We start from the raw sequence: 22,517 nt of genomic DNA on the forward strand, positions 1-22,517 counted from the left end.
GCGCTCGACGGGTCCGCCGCCGTGCGGCGTAGTCCCAGCCGCCCCGGCATCACCGGTGTTGTGACCCGCGTCCGGGTTCCAGCCGGTGGGACGGGCGGGAGGACTAACGTCTGCGGAATGAGTCACGGCTTCGAGACGCTCGCTATCCACGCCGGCCAGGACCCGGAGGCCCGCACCGGCGCGGTGATCCCACCGATCTACCAGACCAGCACCTACGCGCAGGACGCCGTCGGGACGCCCCGCGAGGGCTACGAATACAGCCGTTCCGGCAACCCGACCCGGGACGCGCTCCAGGAGTGCCTGGCCGCGCTGGAGGGTGGGCCCGTCGGGCTCGCCTTCGCCAGCGGCCTGGCCGCCGAGGACACCCTGCTGCGCACCATCTGCAAGCCGGGCGACCACGTGGTGATCCCGGACGACGCGTACGGCGGCACGTACCGGCTCTTCGCCAAGGTCGCGGAGCGCTGGGGGCTCGACTTCACCCCGGCCCGGGTCTCCGACCCGGACGCGGTGCGGGCCGCGATCCGCGCCACCACGAAGATCGTCTGGGTGGAGACGCCGACCAACCCGCTGCTCGGCATCGCCGACATCGCCGCCCTGGCCGCCGTCACGCACGACGCCAACGCGCTCCTGGTGGTCGACAACACCTTCGCCTCGCCGTACCTCCAGCAGCCGATCATGCTCGGCGCGGACGTGGTGGTCCACTCGACCACGAAGTACATCGGCGGCCACTCCGATGTGGTCGGTGGCGCGCTGATCGCCGCCGACGCCGGGCTCGGCGAGGGGCTGCGCTACCACCAGAACGCGATGGGCGCGGTCAACGGCCCGTTCGACGCCTGGCTCACCCTGCGCGGCATCAAGACCCTCGGCGTACGGATGGACCGACACTGCGACAACGCCGAGCGGATCGCCGCGTACCTGGACGGGCACGCCAAGGTCGGCCAGGTCAGCTACCCGGGCCTGCCGTCGCACCCGGGCCACGAGGTGGCCGCAAAGCAGATGCGCCGGTTCGGCGGCATGATCTCGTTCCGCGCCGCGGGCGGCGAGGAGCACGCGGTGGAGATCTGCAACCGGACGAAGCTCTTCGTGCTCGCCGAGTCGCTCGGCGGCGTGGAGTCCCTGATCGAGCACCCGGGCCGGATGACACACGCAAGTGCTGCCGGCTCGCCGCTTGAAGTTCCCGGCGATCTCGTGCGACTGTCTGTCGGCATCGAGACGGTCGACGACCTGCTCGCCGATCTGGAGCAGGCGCTGGGCTGACCGCTGGGGAGGGTGGCCGTGCAGGACATCATGCCGACCTGGGTGGGGGCGACCGCCAAGCAGATCGCCCGGGGCGTACGCCGGGGTGACGTCTCCGCCACCCAGGTCGTCGCCGACCACCTGGACCACATCGCCCGGGCCGACGCCGACCTCGCCGCGTTCCGCGCGGTACGCGGCGGGGAGGCGATCACCGAGGCGGAGAAGGTCGACGAGCAGGAGGACCTGGCCAACCTCCCGCTGGCCGGGGTGCCGGTCGCGGTCAAGGAGAACACCCCGGTCGCCGGCCTGCCCACCTGGAACGGGTCGGCGGCCGTGCGTACCGCCGTGGCGGAGGCCGACCACGAGGTGGTCCGGCGGCTGCGCGGCGCGGGCGCGGTGATCCTCGGGGTGACCCGGATGCCGGAACTCGGCCTCTGGGCGCTCACCGACGACGAGACCGGGGTGACCTGCAACCCGTGGGACCGGCGGCGCACCCCGGGCGGTTCGTCCGGGGGCGCGGCCGCCGCGGTGGCCGCCGGGCTGGTGCCGATCGCGCACGGCAACGACGGCCTCGGCTCGATCCGCATCCCGGCCGCCTGCTGCGGCCTGGTCGGGCTCAAGCCCGGCCGGGGCGTCGTCCCCTGCCAGCTCGGCGCGGAGGACTGGTTCGGCCTCACCGAGCACGGCATGCTGACCACCACGGTCGCCGACGCGGCCGTCGGCTTCCAGGTGCTCGCCGGCCGCCGTCAGGAGAAGCTGGTCCCGCCGTCGCGGCTGCGGGTCGGCGTCTCGCTGCGCTCCCCGGTGCGCGGCGTCGCGCCGGACGCGCCCAACCGCGACGCGGTGGCCGCGGCCGGCCGGCTGCTCGCCGCGGCCGGGCACGACACCGTCCCCGCCGACCCGGTCTACCCGACCCGGCTGGGCCTGCAGGGCATCGCCACCTGGTTCGCGGCGGCCGCCGCCGACGTGCAGGCCGCCGGGCTGGAGCGGCGGGTCCTGCAGCGGCGCAGCCGCCGGCACGTCGCGCTCGGCGAGTGGGCGCAGCGGCGCGGGTACGTCCGGGAGGCCGACCGGGCCGCCTGGCGTGAGCGTTCGGTGAACTTCTTCGGCGACCACTCGGTCGACCTGCTGCTCACCCCGGCGCTGGCCGGCCCGCCGCCGGAGGCCGCCGGCTGGTCGGGCCGCTCCTGGGTGGCGAACATGACGGCCAACATCCGGTACGCCCCGTACGCCGCCCCGTGGAACATCGCCGGCCTGCCCGCCATCGTGGTGCCGGTCGGCCGGCGTCCGGACGGGCTGCCCGTCGCCGTGCAGCTGGTCGGGCCACCCGGTTCGGAGCTGCTGCTGCTCGGCGTCGCCGGCCAGTTCGAGATGCAGGCCCCGTGGCAGCGGCACGCCCCGGGCTACCCGCGAGTGGGCACGGGGTCGCCGGCCGCGGCATGATCGACTAGCGTGTGCGCGACTTCACACGTACACGGGGGACACGATGCGGTGCCAGACCTGCGGGGACGAGACGTCCCCGGCCTTCGCCGACTGCCAGCGGTGCGGTACGCCGCTGGACGGCCGCCCGACCCTGTCGCCGGGGATCGCCACCTACTCCGTACGCGGCATCGGGCTGGCCGCGGCGATCGGCCTGGGCCTGACGACGCTGCTGTACGTACTGCTGGCGGCCTTCCCGGCCGTCGAGGCGGTGCTGGCCCGGCGCGCCGCGACGGCCGACGACGCGGACGCGTTGCGCAGCGCCGCCGTGGCCGAGGGTCTCCTCAACGTGCCCTACCTGCTGCTCTACCTGACCACCGCGGTGCTGGTGATGATCTGGATGTTCCGGGCCCGGAAGAACACCGACGCGTTCCCGGGGGTCCGGCCACACCTCAACGCCCACTGGGCGATCACCGGCTGGTGGGTGCCCCTGGCCAGCCTCGTCGTGCCCGCCAAGATGATGGCCGACATCGTCCGGGACAGCCGGGGCCGCGGCCGGGGGCTGGTGGCCCTCTGGTGGCTGGGCTGGCTGGTCTTCGGCGTCGCGGACCTGTTCACCAGTCTCCGCGCCGCGCGCGGTCAACTGCTGCTGCCCGATCCGCGCACGCCGGCGGACTTCCAGCGCTACGCCGACCACTACCAGGAGGTCGCGCTGGGCAACCTGGTACCCGCGGTGGCCTGCCTGGTCGCCGGTGTGTCGCTGATCGTGCTGGTGCTGCGGGTCTCCGCCGCCCAGCAGGCGCGGATCGCCCGGGGCAGCGCGGTCTGGCCCGGCGCCCCGGCCTGGGTGGCCGCCCCGGCCGCGTCCGCCCCGGCTCCCGCGCCGGTCACCGAGCCGTCGCCGTACGCGCCGACCGACGTGACCGAGGCACCCGCGCACCCATCGACCGACGCGCCGGTGGCGTCGCCGCCGGCCGTCGGCGCGGCGGGTGGCACGATCGGGGCATGACGGAACTGGTCGGTCTCGCCGACGTACAGGCCGCGCGGGAGCTGCTCGCCGGCGTCACCCGTACCACCCCGCTGGAACCCTCCCGGCCGCTCAGTGCCACCCTGGGCGGCCCGGCCTGGTTGAAGTGCGAGAACGTGCAGCGCGCCGGGTCGTACAAGGTGCGCGGCGCGTACGTGCGGATCTCCCGGCTCTCCGCCGAGGAGCGGGAACGCGGCGTGGTCGCCGCCAGCGCCGGCAACCACGCGCAGGGGGTGGCGCTCGCCGCCGGCCTGGTCGGCACCCACGCCACCGTCTTCATGCCGGTGAACGCGCCGCTGCCGAAGGTGGCCGCCACCAAGGGGTACGGCGCGCAGATCGAGCTGGTCGGCAACACGGTGGACGAGTCGCTGGTCGCGGCGGAGACCTTCGCCGAGCGGACCGGGGCGGTGCTGATCCACCCGTTCGACCACCCGGACGTGATCGCCGGGCAGGGCACGGTGGCGCTGGAGATCCTCGAACAGTGCCCTGACGTGAAGACCATCGTCACCGGGGTCGGCGGTGGCGGGCTGATCTCCGGCATCGCGGTGGCCGCCAAGGCGCTGCGTCCGGACGTACGGGTGATCGGGGTGCAGGCCGCGACCGCCGCCGCCTTCCCGCCCTCGCTGAGGGCCGGCGAGCCGGTACGGCTGCCGTCGTTCTCGACGATCGCCGACGGGATCGCGGTCGGCCGGCCCGGCGACCTCACCTTCACCCATGTCCGCAAGCTGGTCGACGAGATGGTCACCGTCTCCGAGGAGGACATCTCCCGGGCGCTGCTGATGCTGCTGGAGCGCGGCAAGCAGGTGGTGGAGCCGGCCGGCGCGGTCGGCGTGGCCGCGTTGCTGGCCGGCGTGGTCGAGGTGGAGCCGCCGGTGGTGGCGGTGCTCTCCGGCGGCAACATCGACCCGCTGCTGCTGCTGCGGGTGATCGAGCACGGTCTCGCGGCGGCCGGCCGGTATCTGCGGGTCACCGTGCGCTGCTCGGACCGGCCGGGCCAGCTCGCCTCGCTGCTCAGTGAGATCGCCGAGCACCGGGCCAACGTGGTCGACGTGGAGCACCAGCGGGCCAACCCGCGCCTGCGCCTGGGCGAGGTGGAGGTGGCGCTGTCGGTGGAGACCCGGGGTGTGGAGCACTCGGACACGCTGATCAGCGCGCTGCGGGCCAGCGGCTACCAGGTGGTCTTCGCCGCCGAGGCGTGACGCCGCCCGTAGCCGGAAAATGCGACCGCCCCGGCCGTGGCACGGCCGGGGCGGTGCGGCAGTCGGCGGCCTGTCAGCCCCGGTCGGGATCGGGCCCGGGCCTGCCGGCGCGGGTCCGGGTGTGGGGCTCAGCCGGAGAAGGGCTCGAACTTGACCACGGTCACCTTGATGTCGGCGCCGCTGGGCGCCGTGTAGGTGCAGGTCTGGCCCTCGCGGCCGCCCAGGATGGCCTTGCCCAGCGCGGATTCCGGGCTGTAGACGGTCAGGTCGGTGGTGGACGCGATCTCCCGTGAGCCGAGCAGGAACGTCTCGGTGTCCTCGGGGTCGTCGTCGAAGTAGATCGTCACCACCATGCCGGGCGACACCACGTCGGCGGTCGGCGCCTCGCCCACCTTGGCGGTGCGCAGCAGCTCCTGGAGGTAGCGGATGCGCCCCTCGGCCTTGCCCTGCTCCTCGCGGGCGGCATGGTAGCCGCCGTTCTCCCGGAGGTCGCCCTCCTCGCGCCGCGCGTTGATCTCGGCGGCGATCACCGGCCGGTTCGCGATGTGCTCGTCGAGCTCGGCCTGGAGGCGGTCGTACGCGTCCTGGGACAGCCAGGTGGCGGGCGCCTCGTTGCCATTCGTGGACACAGGCGGTCCTCCTCGGTTGGTGCGGACTGGCTGACAGGTGAACTACCAAGTTACCAGTGCGGGACACCTCGGGGTGTCGCCGATCACGTGGGGTGCCGGCGATGGGACCGGTGGTCGGCGCGGGCCGGTGGTCGCGGGCCGACGCCCAGGCCGGCGACGGCGGGCTCGGGCCGCCGCGTCCGGGTCAGCCGGCCGGGCGGCAGCGCACCACCTCGCCGATGAACGGCCGGGCGCTGGTGGCCAGCCGGTGCCGGGCGTCGATCCGGCGTTCCCCCGGCCGCGCGGTCACCGTGACCTCCTCGTGCCCCACCTCGGCGCCGTCGGAGGCCCGGGCCCGGAGCACGCAGGTCGTCGAGCCGCCCGCCGGCACGGTGACCCGGAAGTCGATCACCACCTGGGAGTCGGTGATCTCCGTGTAGGTGATCACCTGGGCGTCGTACCTGGGATCGCCGTACTGCTGGTAGAGCTTGGCCGCGATCAGGCCGAGGGTCGCCAGCAGGACGGCCGCCAGCAGCGCCGCCAGCCGGGGTCGGCGGCGGTCCGGTTCGCGGCGGCGACCGTACCGGCCGGGCGGGAAGACCGGCGCGCCCGGCGTGATTGTGGCGTGCGTCTCGGTCACCGGCGGGTATCTCCTGGCGTTGTTGTCGGCGGCATCGGCAAGAATGGCAGAGTCCATCTTCCCAGCCCGGCGCTGACCCAAGGATGGCAGGTCGGCGGTGACGCGGACAGGTCGGCACGGGTGATTTTCCGGGCGCGGGGGAGATTCCGGCAGGTCAGCCGGGTTACCCGGGGTCGGGTCGCCCGACGGGCACAGACGAGGAGTGCCGAAGGTGGCAGAGCAGTTGCGTCTCATGGCCGTGCACGCCCATCCCGACGACGAGTCGAGCAAGGGCGCCGCGACCACGGCGAAATACGTCGCCGAAGGGGTCGATGTCCTGGTCGTGACCTGCACGGGCGGTGAGCGCGGCAGCGTGCTCAACCCGAAGATGGACCGACCGGACGTCTGGGCCAACATCGGCGAGATCCGGCGCGCCGAGATGGACGCCGCCCGCGCCATCCTCGGCATCGAGCAGGCCTGGCTCGGGTTCGTCGACTCCGGGCTGCCCGAGGGGGACCCGCTGCCGCCGCTGCCCGAGGCGTGCTTCGCCCTGCAGGACGTGGAGGTCGCGGCGGCGCCGCTGGTGCGCCTGATGCGGCAGTTCCGACCGCACGTCGTCACCACGTACGACGAGGAGGGTGGCTACCCCCACCCGGACCACATCATGACCCACAAGGTGACGGTCGCCGCCTTCGAGGCCGCCGGCGACCCGGAGCGCTACCCGGAGCTGGGCGAGCCCTGGCAGCCGCTGAAGCTCTACTACGACATCGGGTTCTCCAAGGGCAAGATCATGGCGCTGCACGAGGGCATGCTCGCCGCGGGCCTGGAGTCGCCGTACGAGGAGTGGCTCAAGCGCTGGGAGGATCGCCCCGACAAGGGCCCCCGGATCACCACCCGGGTCGAGTGCGCCGAATACTTCCCCGTCCGCGACGACGCCCTGCGGGCCCACGCCACCCAGATCGACCCGGACGGCTTCTGGTTCCACGTCCCGATGGACCTCCAGCGGCGCGCCTGGCCGACCGAGGACTACCAGCTCGCCCGCTCGCTGGTGGACAGCCCGCTGCCCGAGTCGGACCTGTTCGCCGGCGTCCGCGAGACGTGCCATGCCCGCTGATCCGGCGGAGGGCTACGCTGGACGGGAGCCGCACATCGGAGGAACACCATGCTGACCACTGCCCAGGTGCTCGCGGAGAACAACTTCGGTGACACCCGCACGGGTGGTCTGGCCGGGCCGATGGGCCTCTTCCTCATCGTGCTGCTGGCCACCGCCACCGTCCTGCTGATCCGCAACATGAACGCCCGACTGCGTCGCCTGCCCGACCGCTTCCCGCAGCAGGCCGGTCCGGCGGACCCCGAACGCACCGACGGGACAGTCGTCGATCCGACAGACGGGACCGTCGCGCAGGAATCACCGACGAACGCTCCCAACGGCTCCCAGCAGCGCCGGAACGGGTAGTCCAGGCGTGATTCACGTCGAAGCCGGTCGTCGCCCTCTGTTGCGACCACCGGCTTTGGCTTAGCCTTCCGCCGGGGGGACCAAAAGTCCCCGAGCCGTGCGCGGAAGGGGGGCGCCGATGACCGTCGAAGCAGCGGCCACCCGCCGCACCCCCGGCGTGCCGGCGGACGGGGTGGGTCCGTGACCTCCGGCCGGGACGGCCAACCCCCCGATCGGCTGGGCCTGCGCGGCACGCCGACCGGGGTGCTCCTGCTGACCGCCGCGGTCGGGATCACCGCCCTGGTCGCCGCCGTCGTCGGCCTGACCGTCCCGGCGGCCCTCCCGCCGGACGACGCGCTGCCCGGCCCGGCCCGCTTCGGCATCGCCGTCGCCGTGTTCGCCGTGGCTCAGCTCGCCCGGCTCCAGTTCCGGACCGCCTCGGGGATGGTGAGCATCACCTGGGGCGAAGCGGCCCTCATCGTGTGCCTCTACCTCGTACCGGCCGGCTGGCTGCCGGCGGCGGCGCTGCTCGGCACCGGGACGGCCTGGACGGCCATGTCCCTGCTCACCGACCGCCGGCCGGCGCTGGAACTCGTCCGGATCACCGGGTCGCTGACCGCCGCCACCGCGCTCGCCGTCGCGGTGACCAGCGCGCTGGGCCGACCCCTGCTCGCCGCGCCGACCCCGGCGCTCGCCCTCGCGCTCACCGCCGGCTCGGTGACCTACCTGCTCACCACCGGCTGGCTCGGCGGGGCGACCCTGGCGCTGCGGCACGGCGTCCCGGTCGGACCGCCGCTGCTCGCCGCGCTCCGCGGCAAACTGCTGATGTTCGTCGGCAACGTGGCCGTCGGCCTGGTGATCGTCACCCTGCTGGAGCTCGACGCCCGCTGGTTGCTGCTGCTCCCGCCGCCGCTCTGGCTGCTCCAGCAGACGTACCGCCACCGGCTCCGGGCCGACCAGGAGCGGCGTACCTGGCGGGCGTTCGCGGAGGCCACCGCCGCCCTCAACCAGCTCGACGAGCGGGGCGTGGCGACCGCCGCGGTGTCCGGCGCGCTCACCCTGTTCGGGGCGGAACTCGTCGACGTGGACGTGGCCCGGGGCGACGGCCGGTGGTGGCGGTACCGGGCGGACCTCGGCGGCCAGCTGCGCGACCGTGAGGTGGACGCGCCGGTGCGTACCGAGCCGGCCGAGCACGAGCTGGTCCGACCGCTGACCGTGGGCAGCGTCGGGGTGGGTGAGCTGCGGGTCCACTTCGCTCGGTCGGCCCCGCCCAGCGCTCGGGAACGGGACGCCGTCGCGGCCTTCGGCGACGCCCTGGCCGCCGCCCTGCACGACGCGGCCACCCACCGGGAGCTGCGGCTGGTCACCGCGCGCTCCTCGTACGAGGCGGTGCACGACCAGCTCACCGGGCTGGTCAACCGGGCCGCCATGCTCGACCAGGGCGACCAGGCGTTGCGCAAGCTCGCCCACGATCACCCGGTGGCGTTGCTGCTGCTCGACATCAACCAGTTCAAAGAGGTCAACGACACGCTCGGGCACGCGGCCGGGGACCAACTGCTGCGGCTGACCGCGAGCCGGCTGACGGCCCTCGCCCGCCCCGGTGACCTGCTGGGCCGGCTCGGCGGAGACGAGTTCGCCCTGCTGCTGACCGCGGTTCCGGTGGTCGGTGACCGCCCCGCGCCGATGGCGTACGCGCTGCGGCAGGCCCGGGAGATCGCCGAGCGGCTCGCCGCGCCGACCGAGGTGGCGGGCGTACGGATGTCCGTCGAGGTCTCGGTGGGCGTGGTGGTCGCCGACGCGGGAGCTGCCGATCTGACCGAGCTGCTGCGCCGGGCCGACATCGCGATGTACCAGGCGAAGGAGGGCGGCGGCAGCGTCGCCGCGTACGACAGCTCCCGGGACGCCGCGAGCACCGACCATCTGGCGCTGCTCGCGGAGCTGCGGGAGGCGCTGGCGGCCGACGACCAGCTGGTGCTGGCGTTGCAGCCGGCGGTGGACCTGGCCACCGGCGCCCCGACCGGCGTGGAGGCGCTGATCCGCTGGCGGCACCCGCGCCGCGGCTGGCTCGGCCCGGCCGACTTCATCCGCCCGGTGGAGAACAGCGAACAGCTCGGCGCCTTCACCCGGTACGTGCTGGACAAGGCCCTCGCGGTCGCCGCCGACTGGGCCCGCCTGGGGCTGGACGTGCCGATCTCGGTGAACCTGTCGGCGCGCAGCCTGCTCGACCCCCGGCTGCCGGCGGAGATCGGCGAGGCGCTGCGCCGGCACCAGGTGCCGCCGCGCCGCCTGGTCCTGGAGATCACCGAGACGGTGGTGATGAGCGAGCTGGAGATCATCGACGAGGTGCTCGCCACGCTGCGCGCGATGGGGGTGCAGCTCGCCGTCGACGACTTCGGCACCGGCTTCTCGTCGTTGACCTTCCTCACCCGGATCGCCGTCGACGAGCTGAAGGTCGACCGCTCGTTCGTGATCCGGATGGCCGACTCGCCGGAGGCGGCGGCGATCGTCCGGACCACCGTGGGGCTCGCCCACGAGCTGGGGCTGCGGGTGGTCGCCGAGGGGGTGGAGACCGCCGAGCAGCGGAACGCCCTGGCCGAGCTGGGTTGCACCGCCGCCCAGGGCTACCACTTCTTCAAGCCGATGCCGGCCGACAAGATCGGCGCGGTCCTCGGGTCGCTGCTCGACGCCGCCCCCGGCAACGTCTTCCCGCTCCGCGCCGACGGCGCCTCCTGAGTCCCCGGGCACCGTCCCGCGGCGGCCGGACGTCCGGCCGCCGCGCCGTCCCGCGCCGCCGGAGTGGACCGGCGGCGCGGAACCCGGCGGCTCAGCCGCGCGGCAGCACGTCGTCGACCACGCCCGGCAGCGTCGACCAGTCGGCGGAGGCGACGCTGGCGTGGGCCCGAGCCAGCTCGGCCACCCGGGCCGCCGCCGCGTCCGGGTCGGCGCCGACCGCCGGCGGCACGTCCTGCGCGTCGGTCATCACCAGCAGGTAGTGGTTGGTGTCGTACCAGGCGGTGTCGATCCCGCCGCTGACGTACGCCGTCGCGTCCCCGTCGAAGAGCACGAACCAGGGGCGCAGGGCGGTCTCGGCGTACCGGATGCGCGGGTCGCCGGTCTGCGCGTTGTGCACGGCGGGGAACGCCTGCGCCCTGGGCAGGGTGCCGGCCGCCGACAGGCCGGCCAGGTACCGGGCGTACTCGACGTCGGTCCGGAGCGTGTCGGTCGGATTGTCCTCCTCGACGGTGCCCGGGATCAGCTCCACGATCACCCGGCCGGCGAGCTGTCCCCGGGTCGGCCAGGCGTCGGCGCGGGCGGCGGCGTCGAGGGAGGCGTGGCCGGCGAGCAGCTCGGCCGGGCGGAACACCGCGGCGCCCAACCGGGCCGCGAGCACCGCGTCGAGCTGGGCGGGCCCCTGACCGGTGCGGCCGCTGAAGCCCGTCTTCAGCTCCAGCTTGAGGATCAGCGGACCGGCCCCCGGGTGCGCGGCCAGCCAGAGCCGGATGTCGTCGAGGCAGTGCTCCAGATTCCTGTTCCGGATGCCGGTGTAGAGCTGGGCGGCGCTGGTGGCGGCGACGCAGTTGTTGTCGTTGCCGAGCGGGTTGGAGTGGCTGACCCGCCACTGCCGGGCGATGACGTCCGGCCAGACGTCCAGCTCGATCAGCCCGGGCCGGGCGTCGAGGGCCTGGGCCAGGTAGGTGTAGGTGCCGCGCTCGTACGCGTTGTGCGTCCCGACGGTGGTGGCCGCCGAGACCCGGGTGTCCACGGGGACCGCGGCGGACGCGGGCGTGGGGGCGAGGGTGGCGGTGACCAGGGCGGCGAGGCCGAGCAGGGCGGGGAGTCTGCGCATGACGTCTCCTTCTCCGGGGACCGGCGGTGGTGGCCGGCCGGCATGCGCCTGATTCAAATCAATGAATGTGAATATTGGAAGGCCGCTCGGTATCCGGCCGGCCGGCCTGGCGGAACGGGGCGCCCCATCGCGGCGACGATCGCGGGCGACCTCCGACAGGTCGGCCCGGCGCTGGATATGGTCGTCGGGTGAACCGACTCGCGAACGCCACCTCGCCCTACCTGCTCCAGCACGCCGACAACCCGGTCGACTGGTGGCCGTGGTGCGACGAGGCGTTCGCCGAGGCGAAGCGGCGCGACGTGCCGGTGCTCATCTCGGTCGGCTACGCCGCCTGCCACTGGTGCCACGTGATGGCGCACGAGTCGTTCGAGAACGAGGCCGTCGGCCGGCTGGTCAACGACGGCTTCGTCGCCATCAAGGTGGACCGCGAGGAACGGCCGGACGTCGACGCCGTCTACATGACCGCCACCCAGGCGATGACCGGCCAGGGCGGCTGGCCGATGACCGTCGTCGCCACCCCGGACGGCACCCCGTTCTTCTGCGGCACCTACTTTCCGCGGGCGAACTTCATCCGGCTGCTGGAGTCGGTGGGCACGGCGTGGCGCGACCAGCGGGAGGCGGTGCTCCGGCAGGGCGCCGCCGTGGTCGAGGCGATCGGCGGGGCCCAGGCCGTCGGCGGGACGTCCGCGCCGCTCACCGCCGACCTGCTCGACGCCGCCGCCGCGCAGCTCGCCACGGAGTACGACCGGACGAACGGCGGCTTCGGCGCGGCGCCGAAGTTCCCGCCGCACATGAACCTGCTCTTCCTGCTCCGCCACCACCAGCGCACCGGTTCCGCGCAGAGCCTGGAGATCGTCCGGCACACCTGCGAGGCGATGGCCCGCGGCGGCATCAACGACCAGCTGGCCGGCGGCTTCGCCCGCTACTCAGTGGACGCGCACTGGACCGTGCCGCACTTCGAGAAGATGCTCTACGACAACGCGCTGCTGCTGCGGGTCTACACCCAGCTCTGGCGGCTCACCGGCGACCGGCTGGCCCGGCGGGTGGCCCGGGACACCGCCCGGTTCCTCGCCGACGAGCTGCACAAGCCGGGGGAGGGCTTCGCCTCCGCCCTGGACGCGGACACCGAGGGCGTCGAAGGGCTCACCTACGCCTGGACGCCGGCACAGCTCGTCGAGGTGCTCGGCGAGGCGGACGGCCGGTGGGCCGCCGACCTCTTCGCGGTCACCGAGGAGGGCACCTTTGAGCACGGGATGAGCGTGCTGCGGCTGGCCCGGGACGTCGACGACGCCGACCCGGCGGTGCGCGCGCGCTGGCAGGCGGTGGTCGGGCGGCTGCTGGCCGCCCGGGACGCCCGCCCGCAGCCCGCCCGCGACGACAAGGTGGTGGCCGCCTGGAACGGCCTGGCGATCACCGCGATCGCCGAGTTCCTTCAGGTCGCCGCCGTCTACGCGTCCCCCGACGACGAGGACGCGAACCTGATGGACGGGGTCGCCATCGTCGCCGACGGCGCGCTGCGGGACACCGCCGAGCACCTGGCGAAGGTGCACCTCGTGGACGGGCGGCTGCGCCGGGTCTCCCGGGACGGGGTGGTCGGCGAGCCGGCCGGCGTGCTGGAGGACTACGGCTGTGTGGCCGAGGCGTTCTGCGCCATGCACCAGCTCAGCGGTGAGGGGCGCTGGCTGGAGTTCGCCGGTCAACTTCTCGACGTCGCGCTGGCCCGGTTCGCCGCGCCCGACGGCGGGTTCTTCGACACCGCCGACGACGCCGAGCGGCTGGTCACCCGGCCGGCGGACCCGACCGACAACGCCACCCCGTCCGGGCGGTCGGCGATCGTCGCGGCGCTGGTGGCGTACGCGGCGCTGAGCGGGGAGGTGCGGTACCGGGAGGCCGCCGAAACCGCCCTGTCGACCGTCGCGCCGCTCGTCGGCCGGCACGCGCGGTTCACCGGGTACGCCGCCACCGTCGGCGAGGCGCTGCTCTCCGGGCCGTACGAGATCGCGGTGGTCACGGACGATCCGGCCGAGGACCCGCTGGTCCGCGCGGCGCACCGGTACGCCCCGCCCGGCGCGGTGACCGTGGCGGGCCGTACCGACCAGCCCGGCGTGCCGCTGCTCGCCGACCGGCCGGCGCTGGACGGCCGTTCCACCGCGTACGTCTGCCGGGGTTTCGTCTGCGACCGGCCGGTCACCTCGGTCGACGACCTGGTCGCCCAGTTGGGCTGACCCGGCGGCCGGTCACGGCCAGAGCAGCTCGCGGTCCCACCCGCGCTCGGTGCGGCGGTAGCGCAGGCGGACGTGCCGGCGTTCCCGGTCGGCCTGCCAGAACTCCACCCTCGTCGGCGCGACGGCGTAGACGGTGTGCGTCTCGGCGACCAAATCGGGGTCGGCGGCCAGCCGGGCGCGGACGTCGGCCAGCTCCCGGTCCAGCTCGGCCCGGTCGGCGAGGACGGCGCTCTGCCGGCCGGCCAGGGTGGCGATCCGGGAGCCCTCCGGTCGGGCCAGGAAGTCACCCCGGGAGACCGTCGCGTCGGCGGCCCGGGCGGCGCCGCGGACCCGGACCTGGCGGCCCTGCTCCCGCCAGTGGAAGGTGAGCGCGACCCGGGGGTCGCCGGCGAGCTGGCGACCCTTGGCGCTGATCGCGCTGGTGGCGAAGTGCCAGCCGGTCGTGTCGAGGTCCTTGAGGATCAGCACCCGAGCGTCCGGCGCGCCGTCGGCGTCGACGGTCGACAGGGTCATCGCGTGCGGCTCGTCCACACCGGCGGCGACGGCCTCGGTGAGCCAGTCGGCGAAGAGCGTCATCGGCTCCGCCGGCGCGCCGGCCGGGTCGAAGGACGGCATCTGGTGGGCCAGCACCGGCAGCGCGCGCAGTGTCTCGCGGGTCGTCATGAGCTGATCATCCCAGCCCGGCGTCTCCGTCAGTCCTCCGCGTCGCCGGTCGGGCGGCCTCCCGTGCCGGGCGTGCTCCCCGCCCCGGCTGCGGGGTCGCGCAGCGCGGGCGGCAGCCCGTCGAACCAGTCGAGCACCGCCCGCTCGTACGCCAGACCGAAGCGCAGGGTGGCCACCGAGTACGGGTCGATGGCGTCCGCCTCCTCGGGGAGCGCGGCGGCCACCTGCTCGTAGCCGGCCAGCCGTTCGGCGTGCGCGGCCCGGTGCTGCGCCAGGAACGCCGCCATCCGGTCCGCCGGCAGGTGCCGCCCGAAGAGCACGGTGAGCAGCAGGGGGAACCGGATGCTCTCCTCGGCCGGCGGCCGGGCGGCCCACTCGGCGAAGGCGGCGCGGCCGGCCTCGGTGATCTCGTACGGCTGCCGGTCGCGGCGGCCGCGCTCGCCGGCCCGGACCAGTCCCGCGGCGGCCATCGCGCTCAGCTCCCGGTAGACCTGGCTCTGGGTGAGTGACCAGAACGCGCCGATCCGCTGCTCGGCGACCGTCACCAGGTCCCAGCCGGTCATCGGGCCGTCGTGCAGGAAGCCCAGCAGGGAGGCGGCGGTGGCGTTCAACGGCCGGTCTGGCATGGGCTGGCGCTCCTTCGCGTTTTCGCTTGACATCCCATTGTGTCAGGTCGCAGGATCAAGGCATCGACCTCCCACAGTGGGAGGTCACGGGGAGGCGTCATGCACACCGTTCTCGTCCTCATCCACGCGGCCAGCGGCACCACCGGCCTGCTGCTCGCGCTGCCGATTCTTCTCGCCCCCAAGCGCCGCGGCCGGCACACCCTGCTCGGCCGGATCTACGCGGTGGCCGCCGTCGGGCTCAGCCTGAGCGCGCTGGGGCTCTTCGCCCTGGACCCCGCCCGTCTCTGGGGGCTGGCGATCCTCGGCGTGCTGACGCTGGGCTGGCTGCTCGGCGGGCTCTGGTTCGCCCGCCGCCGACCCGGGGGCCTCGGCGGCCGGGGCTGGCGGGTGTGGCACCTGAACCTGATGGGCAGCACCGTGATCGCCTTCGTGACCGGCTTCGCCGTACAGCTGACCGACGGCAACCTGGTCGCCTGGACCGCGCCCACGGCGGTCGGCTCGGTGCTGATCGCCCGGCGCAGCGCCCGGGAGCTGGCCCGTACCCCGCGCCGCGTCGTGGTGAGCGCGGCGGGCTGATCCCGCCCTCCGGGCCGGGACCGGCGCCCGCCCCGATAGGCTGGCGGCGCTATGGATTCCCGTACCGGACTGCCTGTTGTCGGCATGGTGGGCGGCGGCCAGCTGGCCCGGATGACCCACCAGGCCGCGATCGCCCTCGGCCAGTCGCTGCGCGTGTTGGCGCTCGCCCCCGACGACGGCGCCGCGCTGGTCGCGGCCGACGTCCAGTACGGCGACCATACCGACCTGACCGCGTTGCGCACCTTCGCCAAGGGCTGCGACGTGGTCACCTTCGACCACGAGCACGTGCCGACCGAGCACATCCGGGCCCTCGCCGACGAGGGGGTGAAGCTCTTCCCCCCGGCCGACGCGCTGCTGCACGCGCAGGACAAGCGGGTGATGCGCGAGCGCCTCGGTGAGCTGGGCGCGCCGAACCCGGCCTGGCGACCGGTCGCCGAGCCGGCCGACCTGGCCGCGTTCGGTGACGAGTTCGGCTGGCCGGTGGTGCTGAAGTCGGCCCGGGGCGGCTACGACGGGCGTGGCGTCTGGCTGGTGGACGACGCGGCGCAGGCCGCCGATCTGGGCTCGACCCTGCTGGCCGGGGGCACCTCGCTGATCGTCGAGGAGCGGGTGGCCCTGCGCCGGGAGTTGGCGGTGCAGGTCGCGCGCTCACCGTTCGGCCAGGTGGCCGCGTACCCGGTGGTGGAGACCGTGCAGCGGGACGGGATCTGCGTGGAGGTGCTGGCGCCCGCGCCGGACCTGGCCGAGGAGTTGGCCGTCGCCGCCCAGCAGCTCGCCATCGACCTGGCCACCGCGCTCGGCGTGGTCGGCCTGCTCGCGGTGGAGCTCTTCGAGACCCCCACCGGGCTGGTGGTCAACGAGCTGGCGATGCGTCCGCACAACTCGGGGCACTGGACCATCGAGGGCGCCCGGACCTCTCAGTTCGAACAGCATCTGCGGGCGGTGCTCGACTACCCGATGGGGGACACCTCGCTGACCGCGCCGGTGGTGGTGATGGCGAACGTGCTCGGCGGCGAGCCGGGCGGCATGTCCCTCGACGAGCGGCTGCACCACCTGTTCGCCGCCGAGCCGGGCGCGAAGGTGCACCTGTACGGCAAGCAGGTGCGCCCCGGCCGCAAGATCGGGCACGTCACGGTGCTCGGGGACGACCTGGACGACGTACGGGCGCGGGCCGCGCGGGCCGCCCGCTGGCTGCGGGAGGGGCACGAGTGAGCACCGTCGGCCTGATCATGGGCAGCGACTCCGACTGGCCGACCATGAAGGCCGCCGCCGAGGCGCTGGACGAGTTCGAGGTGCCGTACGAGGTCGCCGTGATCTCGGCCCACCGCACCCCGGTCAAGATGATCGAGTACGGCCGGGACGCCGCGGACCGCGGCCTCAAGGTGATCATCGCGGGTGCCGGCGGCGCCGCCGCCCTGCCCGGGATGGTCGCCTCGGTCACCCCGCTGCCGGTGATCGGTGTGCCGGTGCCGCTGAAGCACCTCGACGGGATGGACTCACTGCTGTCCATCGTGCAGATGCCGGCCGGCGTGCCCGTGGCCACCGTGTCGATCGGCAACGCCCGTAACGCCGGCCTGCTGGCCGTGCGCATCCTCGCCGCCGCCGACCCGGCGCTGCTGAAGCGGATGGCCGCGTACCAGACGGGCCTGGAGGAACTGGTCGCCGAGAAGGACGCGGCCCTCCGCGCCTCGCTCGGCTGATCCAACTTGCCGGTCCGCCGGCTGCCGGACTGCCGGACTGCCGCCATGCTGACGGCGTTCGCCGCCATTGCGCACCGGGCTCGCGGCCATGTACCGAGCGTCACCATCCGCCAGCCGTCGTGTGGTCACTCCGCGTGATCCGTGGGTCGGGAGGCGATTGTCCTCACGCCGCCTTTGCTCTGCTTCACTCCACGCAACACCGGCGCTGAGCTGGCATTTCTCTTTCGCTCATGCGGTAGGCCGTGGTCGCGGCTGTCACCGTCCGTTGCTGTTGCGTTGGCTGCAGCAGAGCAAAGGCGATACGACGACACTCTGCGTCCGGCGGGCTCGACGCGGACAGTGAGGAAGGCCCGATCAACCCAGGTCGGTTCGTCCGCCGAATCGGACCGGATCCGCCGCCCCCGCACAGACGAGCTTCATCGCATGCCGCGCAACGCGGTCTGCAGGCGTTCCTGTGCGCGGCGGCGGCGCTCGTTGCTCGCCCCGAGCACCAGCAGCACGAAGCCGACCGGAATCAGCACCAGCCACGGCCCGAGGCTGAACAACGCGTGCACCGCCGCGATCGCGGTGACCGTGGCACCCACGATCACCGGCGCCTGCTGCCGGCTGGTCGAGCCGAAGATCAGCACCGCGACCGCGCCGAGCAGCAGCAGCACCTGCCGCAGCATGCTGGAATCGGTGGCCAGCACGATGGCCAGGGTCGGCACGAACGCGGTCACCAGCGCCGGCCCGTACGCGAGCCAGCTCGACAGGTCCGGCCGGTGGCGCAGCTCCAGCACCCCCACCAGCAGGGCGAGCGCGGCGAACGGCAGCGTGTACGCCTCGGGCAGCGCCACGTCGGCCACCCGCATCAGGATCCACCAGGCGCTGATCTCGCAGGCCACCACCGCCCAGAACAGGATCCGCCGCTCCACCGGCCGCCGGCCCTGCCGGCTCGCGGCCACCCCGAGGACGGCGCCCCAGGCGACCAGCAGCGCGGCGATGTGCCGGGGGGAGTCGAAGGCCAGCGCCAGCGCGATAAGGGCGGCCGCGTACCCGCTCCACTCCACGGTGGCCGCCTCCCGGTACGCCTCCGGGCGGCGCAGCCGGGGCAGGGTGGCGGCGAAGACCTGCAGCGCCGCCCCCACCGCCAGCACCCCGAACGCGGACCAGACGGCGGCCAGCCCCACCACCAGGCCGAGGGTGAGCACGAACAACTCCGCCATCAGCGAGGCGAACAGCCAGCCGAGGATGCGCGCCCGCTGCGTGGTGCCGAAGAGCGCGGCGACCACGCCGACGCCGACCGCCCCGCCCAGGGTGAAGAGGGTCAGCTCCCGGGTGGCGAGGCTGCCGGCCAGCCCGGCGCCCCCGGCGGCCAGCCCGATCGCGAAGACCAGCACCCGGGCCACCCGAAGCGACCGGGCCGGCTCGGCCAGCGGCGGCGGCGGGGTCAGGGCCAGCCCGAGCATCGAGATGGTGAAGACCACCAGCCCGGCGAGCGAGCTCTCCGGCCAGCCGTGGCCGAGCGCCACCGGGGTGATCAGCAGGGTGACCGCGGCGCCGGGCAGCACCACCGGCACGGCCCGGGAACGCCGGCCGCCGCTGAACCCGGTGGCGGCCAACGCGGCGGTCACCGTGAGCAGCAGCGCGGTCAGCACGTGCGTCGGGTCGACCGCGTCGGGCGGCGGGGTGAGCAGTTCCGGCGGCGGTCCCTGCCAGATCCGGGACAGCGACCGGAGCGGCTCGACCAGCGCGACCAGCAGCGGCGGCGCGAGCGTGACCAGCGCCAGCGTGGTGGGCAGCACCGCCGCCGCGAGCGCCCCGGCGGCCGGGCTGACCCGCCAGCGCAGCTCCGTCCGGTCGTCCGGCAGCCGGCGCAGCGCCCCGTCCAGCAGCACCGACCAGCGGCGTACCGGCCGGGCCGAGCCGGTCGGCGGGGTGGTGGCCGCCCGGACCAGCTCGGCGAGCACGCCGAGCAGCGCCGCAGCGGCCGCGTACACCCCGGAGGGCAGGCGGGTGACGATCGCGGCCAGGGCGCTGACGGTCGCGCCGCCGACCACCGCCACGCTCGCGTAGGGCAGGTACTGCGGGACCTGCCGGCGGACCACCGCCACCGCCGCCAGGCCGAGGCTGGACGCGGCCAGCGCGGCGGTCACCACCACCTGCGGGGAGTGCTCGAACTCGGCGGCCAGGGCCGCCACCGCGCCGGGGAGCGCGAGCAGGGCGGCACCGGCCGCCGCGCCGCCCACCTGTACCAGGTGCGGCGGCATCCCGTCGGTCTCGATGTTCTCCACCAGCGGCGGCGCGAGGCTCCGGGCCAGGGCGGCCACCACCACGCCGATCAGCGCGATGCTGCCGAGCGCCAGCGCGGTGGTCCACGGCCGGACCAGCCCGGCGCCGGCCGCGTGCAGGGCGACCACTCCGGCCACCGTGGCCCGGGACAGCGCCGCGCGGGGGTCGATCGCCGCGACCGCCGCCATGCCGAAGACCGTGGCGACCGCGGCGCCCACCAGGACCGGCGACCACCAGGGCAGGTCGAAGGCGGCCGGGGTGCCGATGGTCGCCAGCACGACGGCCACCCCCGCCACGTCGTACTTCCACGGCGGCGGCAACAGGATGCCGGCGGCGACGGCCAGCATCGCCAGCGCGACGGGAGCCTGCCAGGTCGACCCGCCGGTCGGCGCGGCCGGCCAGCCGGTCAGGTCGCCGGCCCAGATCGGGCCCGGGGTGGCCAGCACGCCGACCCCACCGCGCAACGCGGTCCAGGCGGCGATCAGGCCGATCAGGGCGCCGCCGACCGTGATGCCGAGGATCGGTCCCCGGCGCCACTCCTCCGGCATCGCCCGCGCTGCCACCGCGACCACCAGGACGAGCGCGGCCGCCACCACGAGCTGCCCGCCGGGCGCGAGCACGGCGGCGATCCGGGCCAGAGTGGCGATCAGGGCCACGGTGGTCCCGGCGGCGGCCAGGTCGGACCCGTCCAACGAGAGGTCGGAGCGGCGCCCCCGGTCGATGGACGGGGCGAGGAAGAGCAGCACCGCGGCGACGATCAGCAGCGCGCCCACCCAGGCGTCGGCGCTGGTCGTGCCGGGTGCCCCGAACGCGGCCGCGGCGACCGCCAGCGCACCGAGGCCGGTACCCACGGCGTGCGGCAGGCTGAGGTGCCGCTGCGCGACCTGGCGGATCGAGGCGTAGCCGAGGGTGACGCAGACGCCGAGGAAGCTCGCCGCGAGCACCGGGACGGTGACCTCGCGCAGGCTCGCGGGGGTGGGGGTCGGGTCGGTGGGCACCGTGGCGGCGACGAACGCGGCCACCGCCCCCGGCAGTGCGAACGCCGCCCCGCCGGCGGCCCAGCCGGAGACCGTGTCCGCCGCGGCCGGGGCGATCCTGATCCGGGGCGCGAGCGAGACCAGCGCGCCGGCCAGGAACAGGGTGGTCAGCGCGGCGGCGGTCAGCGCCGGGCGGGAGAGCGCCGCGCCGGCACCGGCCAGGCCCAACCCGGTCGCGGCGACCGAGTGCACCACGGCGGAACGTCTGCCGTCCGCCGACAGCCCCAGCACACCGACGCCCACCGCGGTGAGCAGCATCGGCCAGGGGGCGATTGTCCAGCCCAGCCCGAGGGAGGCCGGCACGGCGAGCGCGGTCAGCGCGGCCCCGAGCACGGCGAACTCGCGCCGGATCTCCGGGGGCAGGGCGACCATCGCGGCGATCGTCAGCAGGAAGGCGCTCGCGGCGAGCTGCCACCCGGTCGGGCCGACCGCCGCCGCCAGCGTGGCGTGCCACCGGTCCAGGTCCGCCGCCCAGGCGGGCAACGCCGCCCGGACCGGCGCCAGCCCGGCCCGCAGCGCGCCGCCGGCCACCACCAGCCCGCTGACCGTCAGGGCCACGGCCGAGGCCAGCTGCGGCCCGCGCCGGGCCGCCTCCGGTACGGCCCGTACGGCCAGCCCGGTGACCGTGATCACCGCGGCGATGAGCAGCAGCGACCGACCGGGGAAGGCGACCGAGGCGATCCGGCCCAGCGCGCCGATCACGGCGAGGGTGACGATGCCGGCGCCGACGTCGGGCAGCGGCGCTCGACGCAGCACCAGCGTGCCGGCCAGCCCCACCAGCGCGGCGAGCAGCAGCACCGCGCCCGCGCCGGTGGCGACCGGCACCGTGTCGGCGCGCAGCAGCGCGGTGACCGCGTACGCCAGGGCGACCGCGACCGCCGCGCCGTGCAGCACCCAGGTCAGCTCGCCCAGCCAGGGCACCGGCCGGGCCGGGCCGGTCGGCGGGGCGGCAGCCTCCGCGCCGAGCACCTCGGCGGACTCCTCCGGGTCCGTCTCCGGGCGCCCCTCGGCGGCCCGCGGCGGGGGTGGCGGCGGGGTGGGCAGGTCACGCCGGACCGGTCGCTCGAGGATCACCGCCGAGCGGGCCAGCGCGAGGTCGACCACCGCGACCACGGTCAGCACCAGCGCCCAGCCGGCCGGCCCGGTGATCCGGTCGTACGCCAGCAGCGGCAGCACCGGCTGGGCGGCGAGCACGGTGGCGAAGCGCGGCGCGCGCAGCCCGGTCCACTGGGCGTACCCGAAGGCCACCAGGGTGGTCATCAGGAAGATCGACCCGGCGAAGACCGCGCCCGAGGCGCCGCCGCCGATCCGGTCGACCGCCCAGAGGGCGTACCCGGCCAGCGGCACCAGCAGCAGGCCGACCGCGGCGATCGTCTCGGCGGTGGAGGTGAGCCCGCGGCGGGCCAGCACCGGCGGGGCGAGGAGCATCAGCACTGTCGCGACCACCAGCACGCCCAGCCGGGCCAACGCGTCCATCGAGCTGGTGGCGACCGCGGCGAAGACCACCGCGGCCACGCCGAGCAGCAGCGCGCCGAGCCCGAGCGGGATGTTCTGCACCTCCCGGGAGGAGGCCTCCGGCGGATGCTCCGGGTCGTCCACGTCCAGCCACTGCGGGGTGGACAGGGGCGGCGACGGCGGCAGGTCGTCCGGGCCGGGTGGCGGGGTGCCCTGCCGGGGCACCCGGGGCGGCGCGCCGGTGGTGGCCGTCGGCGGCCGGCGACCCGGCCGGCGGCGCAGCACCCGGCGGGGCCGGGTCGCCTGCTTGATCCGTTCCTCACCGGCGTGCGCGAGGATGTCCCGCTGGAAGAGGGCGGCCTGCATCTTGGCGGCGATCTGCCGTTGTTCACGGGCGATCTCGGCGTCGCGCGCCTTCATCTCCGCGATCGAGCGCTCGATCTCCGCCAGGTGCTCGGCCCACTGTGGCTGGTCGGCGCCGCAGTGCGGACAGATGATGGCCGGCTTGATCTCCCGCCCGCACGAGGCGCATCTGAAGGTCTGCACGACACCCCTCCGTCCGGCCGGCCCGCGG

At 74.9% G+C, this 22,517-nt stretch carries 17 protein-coding genes; 11 read left to right on the forward strand and 6 right to left on the reverse strand.

Annotation, left to right across the window (positions count from 1 at the left end; all coding sequences use genetic code 11):
* Positions 1-117: 117 nt before the first annotated feature.
* Genes ACFOYX_RS26570 through ilvA form a run of 4 tightly spaced genes read left to right on the forward strand, consistent with a single transcriptional unit; the run spans position 118 to position 4,881 of the window.
* Positions 118-1,257 (forward strand): cystathionine gamma-synthase, encoded by a 1,140-nt coding sequence (locus ACFOYX_RS26570; protein WP_322440651.1) that lies wholly within the window; start codon positions 118-120, stop codon positions 1,255-1,257.
* 12 nt (positions 1,258-1,269) lie between these two features.
* Positions 1,270-2,679, forward strand: coding sequence for an amidase (locus ACFOYX_RS26575; RefSeq protein WP_322440650.1), 1,410 nt, complete (start codon positions 1,270-1,272; stop codon positions 2,677-2,679).
* Between the two features lie 43 nt (positions 2,680-2,722).
* The gene (locus tag ACFOYX_RS26580) at positions 2,723-3,664 is read left to right on the forward strand and encodes a DUF4328 domain-containing protein (RefSeq protein ID WP_322440649.1); all 942 of its coding nucleotides are present in this window, start codon (positions 2,723-2,725) and stop codon (positions 3,662-3,664) included.
* Positions 3,661-4,881, forward strand: coding sequence for a threonine ammonia-lyase (gene ilvA / locus ACFOYX_RS26585; protein WP_322440648.1), 1,221 nt, complete (start codon positions 3,661-3,663; stop codon positions 4,879-4,881). The genes ACFOYX_RS26580 and ilvA overlap by 4 nt, the downstream gene beginning before the upstream one ends.
* Before the next feature lie 128 nt (positions 4,882-5,009).
* Here the strand turns inward: ilvA and greA are convergent, their stop codons facing one another.
* Positions 5,010-5,510 carry a transcription elongation factor GreA gene (gene greA, locus ACFOYX_RS26590; protein ID WP_109805110.1) on the reverse strand — a complete coding sequence of 167 codons (501 nt, stop codon included), beginning with the start codon at positions 5,508-5,510 and terminating at the stop codon, positions 5,010-5,012.
* Positions 5,511-5,694: 184 nt separating this feature from the next.
* On the reverse strand, positions 5,695-6,129 hold the full coding sequence (locus tag ACFOYX_RS26595) for a DUF4307 domain-containing protein (RefSeq protein WP_322440647.1): 435 nt from the start codon (positions 6,127-6,129) through the stop codon (positions 5,695-5,697).
* Between the two features lie 211 nt (positions 6,130-6,340).
* On the opposite strand from ACFOYX_RS26595, the gene mca reads away from it, so the two are divergent.
* The 3 genes from mca to ACFOYX_RS26610 all read left to right on the forward strand — a co-directional run bounded on the left by mca (position 6,341) and on the right by ACFOYX_RS26610 (position 10,276).
* Positions 6,341-7,222: a mycothiol conjugate amidase Mca gene (gene mca, locus ACFOYX_RS26600; protein ID WP_322440646.1), complete on the forward strand. Its 882-nt coding sequence runs from the start codon at positions 6,341-6,343 to the stop codon at positions 7,220-7,222.
* A gap of 48 nt (positions 7,223-7,270) precedes the next feature.
* Complete coding sequence (locus ACFOYX_RS26605) at positions 7,271-7,564, forward strand: hypothetical protein (protein WP_109805112.1); 294 nt, start codon at positions 7,271-7,273, stop codon at positions 7,562-7,564.
* Between the two features lie 216 nt (positions 7,565-7,780).
* A complete protein-coding gene (locus tag ACFOYX_RS26610) occupies positions 7,781-10,276 on the forward strand; it encodes a bifunctional diguanylate cyclase/phosphodiesterase (protein WP_322440724.1) in 2,496 nt (831 codons plus the stop codon).
* A 91-nt stretch (positions 10,277-10,367) separates the two neighbouring features.
* On the opposite strand, the gene ACFOYX_RS26615 is transcribed toward ACFOYX_RS26610, so the two are convergent.
* On the reverse strand, positions 10,368-11,390 hold the full coding sequence (locus tag ACFOYX_RS26615) for a phosphatidylinositol-specific phospholipase C domain-containing protein (RefSeq protein WP_322440645.1): 1,023 nt from the start codon (positions 11,388-11,390) through the stop codon (positions 10,368-10,370).
* Positions 11,391-11,578: 188 nt separating this feature from the next.
* Here ACFOYX_RS26615 and ACFOYX_RS26620 point away from each other — a divergent pair, with 188 nt between their 5' ends.
* A complete protein-coding gene (locus ACFOYX_RS26620) occupies positions 11,579-13,615 on the forward strand; it encodes a thioredoxin domain-containing protein (protein WP_322440644.1) in 2,037 nt (678 codons plus the stop codon).
* Between the two features lie 12 nt (positions 13,616-13,627).
* Here the strand turns inward: ACFOYX_RS26620 and ACFOYX_RS26625 are convergent, their stop codons facing one another.
* Positions 13,628-14,278, reverse strand: coding sequence for a pyridoxal 5'-phosphate synthase (locus ACFOYX_RS26625; protein WP_322440643.1), 651 nt, complete (start codon positions 14,276-14,278; stop codon positions 13,628-13,630).
* Between the two features lie 29 nt (positions 14,279-14,307).
* Positions 14,308-14,904: a PadR family transcriptional regulator gene (locus ACFOYX_RS26630; protein WP_322440642.1), complete on the reverse strand. Its 597-nt coding sequence runs from the start codon at positions 14,902-14,904 to the stop codon at positions 14,308-14,310.
* A 99-nt stretch (positions 14,905-15,003) separates the two neighbouring features.
* Here ACFOYX_RS26630 and ACFOYX_RS26635 point away from each other — a divergent pair, with 99 nt between their 5' ends.
* The 3 genes from ACFOYX_RS26635 to purE are packed head-to-tail and all read left to right on the forward strand — an operon-like array spanning position 15,004 to position 17,180.
* The gene (locus ACFOYX_RS26635; protein ID WP_322440641.1) at positions 15,004-15,480 is read left to right on the forward strand and encodes a hypothetical protein; all 477 of its coding nucleotides are present in this window, start codon (positions 15,004-15,006) and stop codon (positions 15,478-15,480) included.
* Between the two features lie 51 nt (positions 15,481-15,531).
* The gene (locus tag ACFOYX_RS26640; protein ID WP_322440640.1) at positions 15,532-16,692 is read left to right on the forward strand and encodes a 5-(carboxyamino)imidazole ribonucleotide synthase; all 1,161 of its coding nucleotides are present in this window, start codon (positions 15,532-15,534) and stop codon (positions 16,690-16,692) included.
* A complete protein-coding gene (gene purE / locus ACFOYX_RS26645; protein ID WP_109805119.1) occupies positions 16,689-17,180 on the forward strand; it encodes a 5-(carboxyamino)imidazole ribonucleotide mutase in 492 nt (163 codons plus the stop codon). The genes ACFOYX_RS26640 and purE overlap by 4 nt, the downstream gene beginning before the upstream one ends.
* Before the next feature lie 416 nt (positions 17,181-17,596).
* Here purE and ACFOYX_RS26650 read toward each other — a convergent pair whose 3' ends face one another.
* Complete coding sequence (locus ACFOYX_RS26650; protein WP_322440639.1) at positions 17,597-22,489, reverse strand: SCO7613 C-terminal domain-containing membrane protein; 4,893 nt, start codon at positions 22,487-22,489, stop codon at positions 17,597-17,599.
* Positions 22,490-22,517: the final 28 nt, after the last annotated feature.

The sequence above is a fragment of the Micromonospora sp. GCM10011541 genome, assembly GCF_042650725.1.
GTDB lineage: Bacteria > Actinomycetota > Actinomycetes > Mycobacteriales > Micromonosporaceae > Micromonospora > Micromonospora sicca.

Bases quoted from the DNA above. Each gene is read 5' to 3' on its own strand.
- ACFOYX_RS26570 (WP_322440651.1), top strand. From the start codon at position 118: ATGAGTCACGGCTTCGAGACGCTCGCTATCCACGCCGGCCAGGACCCG.
- ACFOYX_RS26580 (WP_322440649.1), top strand. From the start codon at position 2,723: ATGCGGTGCCAGACCTGCGGGGACGAGACGTCCCCGGCCTTCGCCGAC.
- ilvA (WP_322440648.1), top strand. From the start codon at position 3,661: ATGACGGAACTGGTCGGTCTCGCCGACGTACAGGCCGCGCGGGAGCTG.
- ACFOYX_RS26605 (WP_109805112.1), top strand. From the start codon at position 7,271: ATGCTGACCACTGCCCAGGTGCTCGCGGAGAACAACTTCGGTGACACC.
- ACFOYX_RS26615 (WP_322440645.1), bottom strand. From the start codon at position 11,390: ATGCGCAGACTCCCCGCCCTGCTCGGCCTCGCCGCCCTGGTCACCGCC.
- ACFOYX_RS26625 (WP_322440643.1), bottom strand. From the start codon at position 14,278: ATGACGACCCGCGAGACACTGCGCGCGCTGCCGGTGCTGGCCCACCAG.
- ACFOYX_RS26630 (WP_322440642.1), bottom strand. From the start codon at position 14,904: ATGCCAGACCGGCCGTTGAACGCCACCGCCGCCTCCCTGCTGGGCTTC.
- ACFOYX_RS26635 (WP_322440641.1), top strand. From the start codon at position 15,004: ATGCACACCGTTCTCGTCCTCATCCACGCGGCCAGCGGCACCACCGGC.
- ACFOYX_RS26640 (WP_322440640.1), top strand. From the start codon at position 15,532: ATGGATTCCCGTACCGGACTGCCTGTTGTCGGCATGGTGGGCGGCGGC.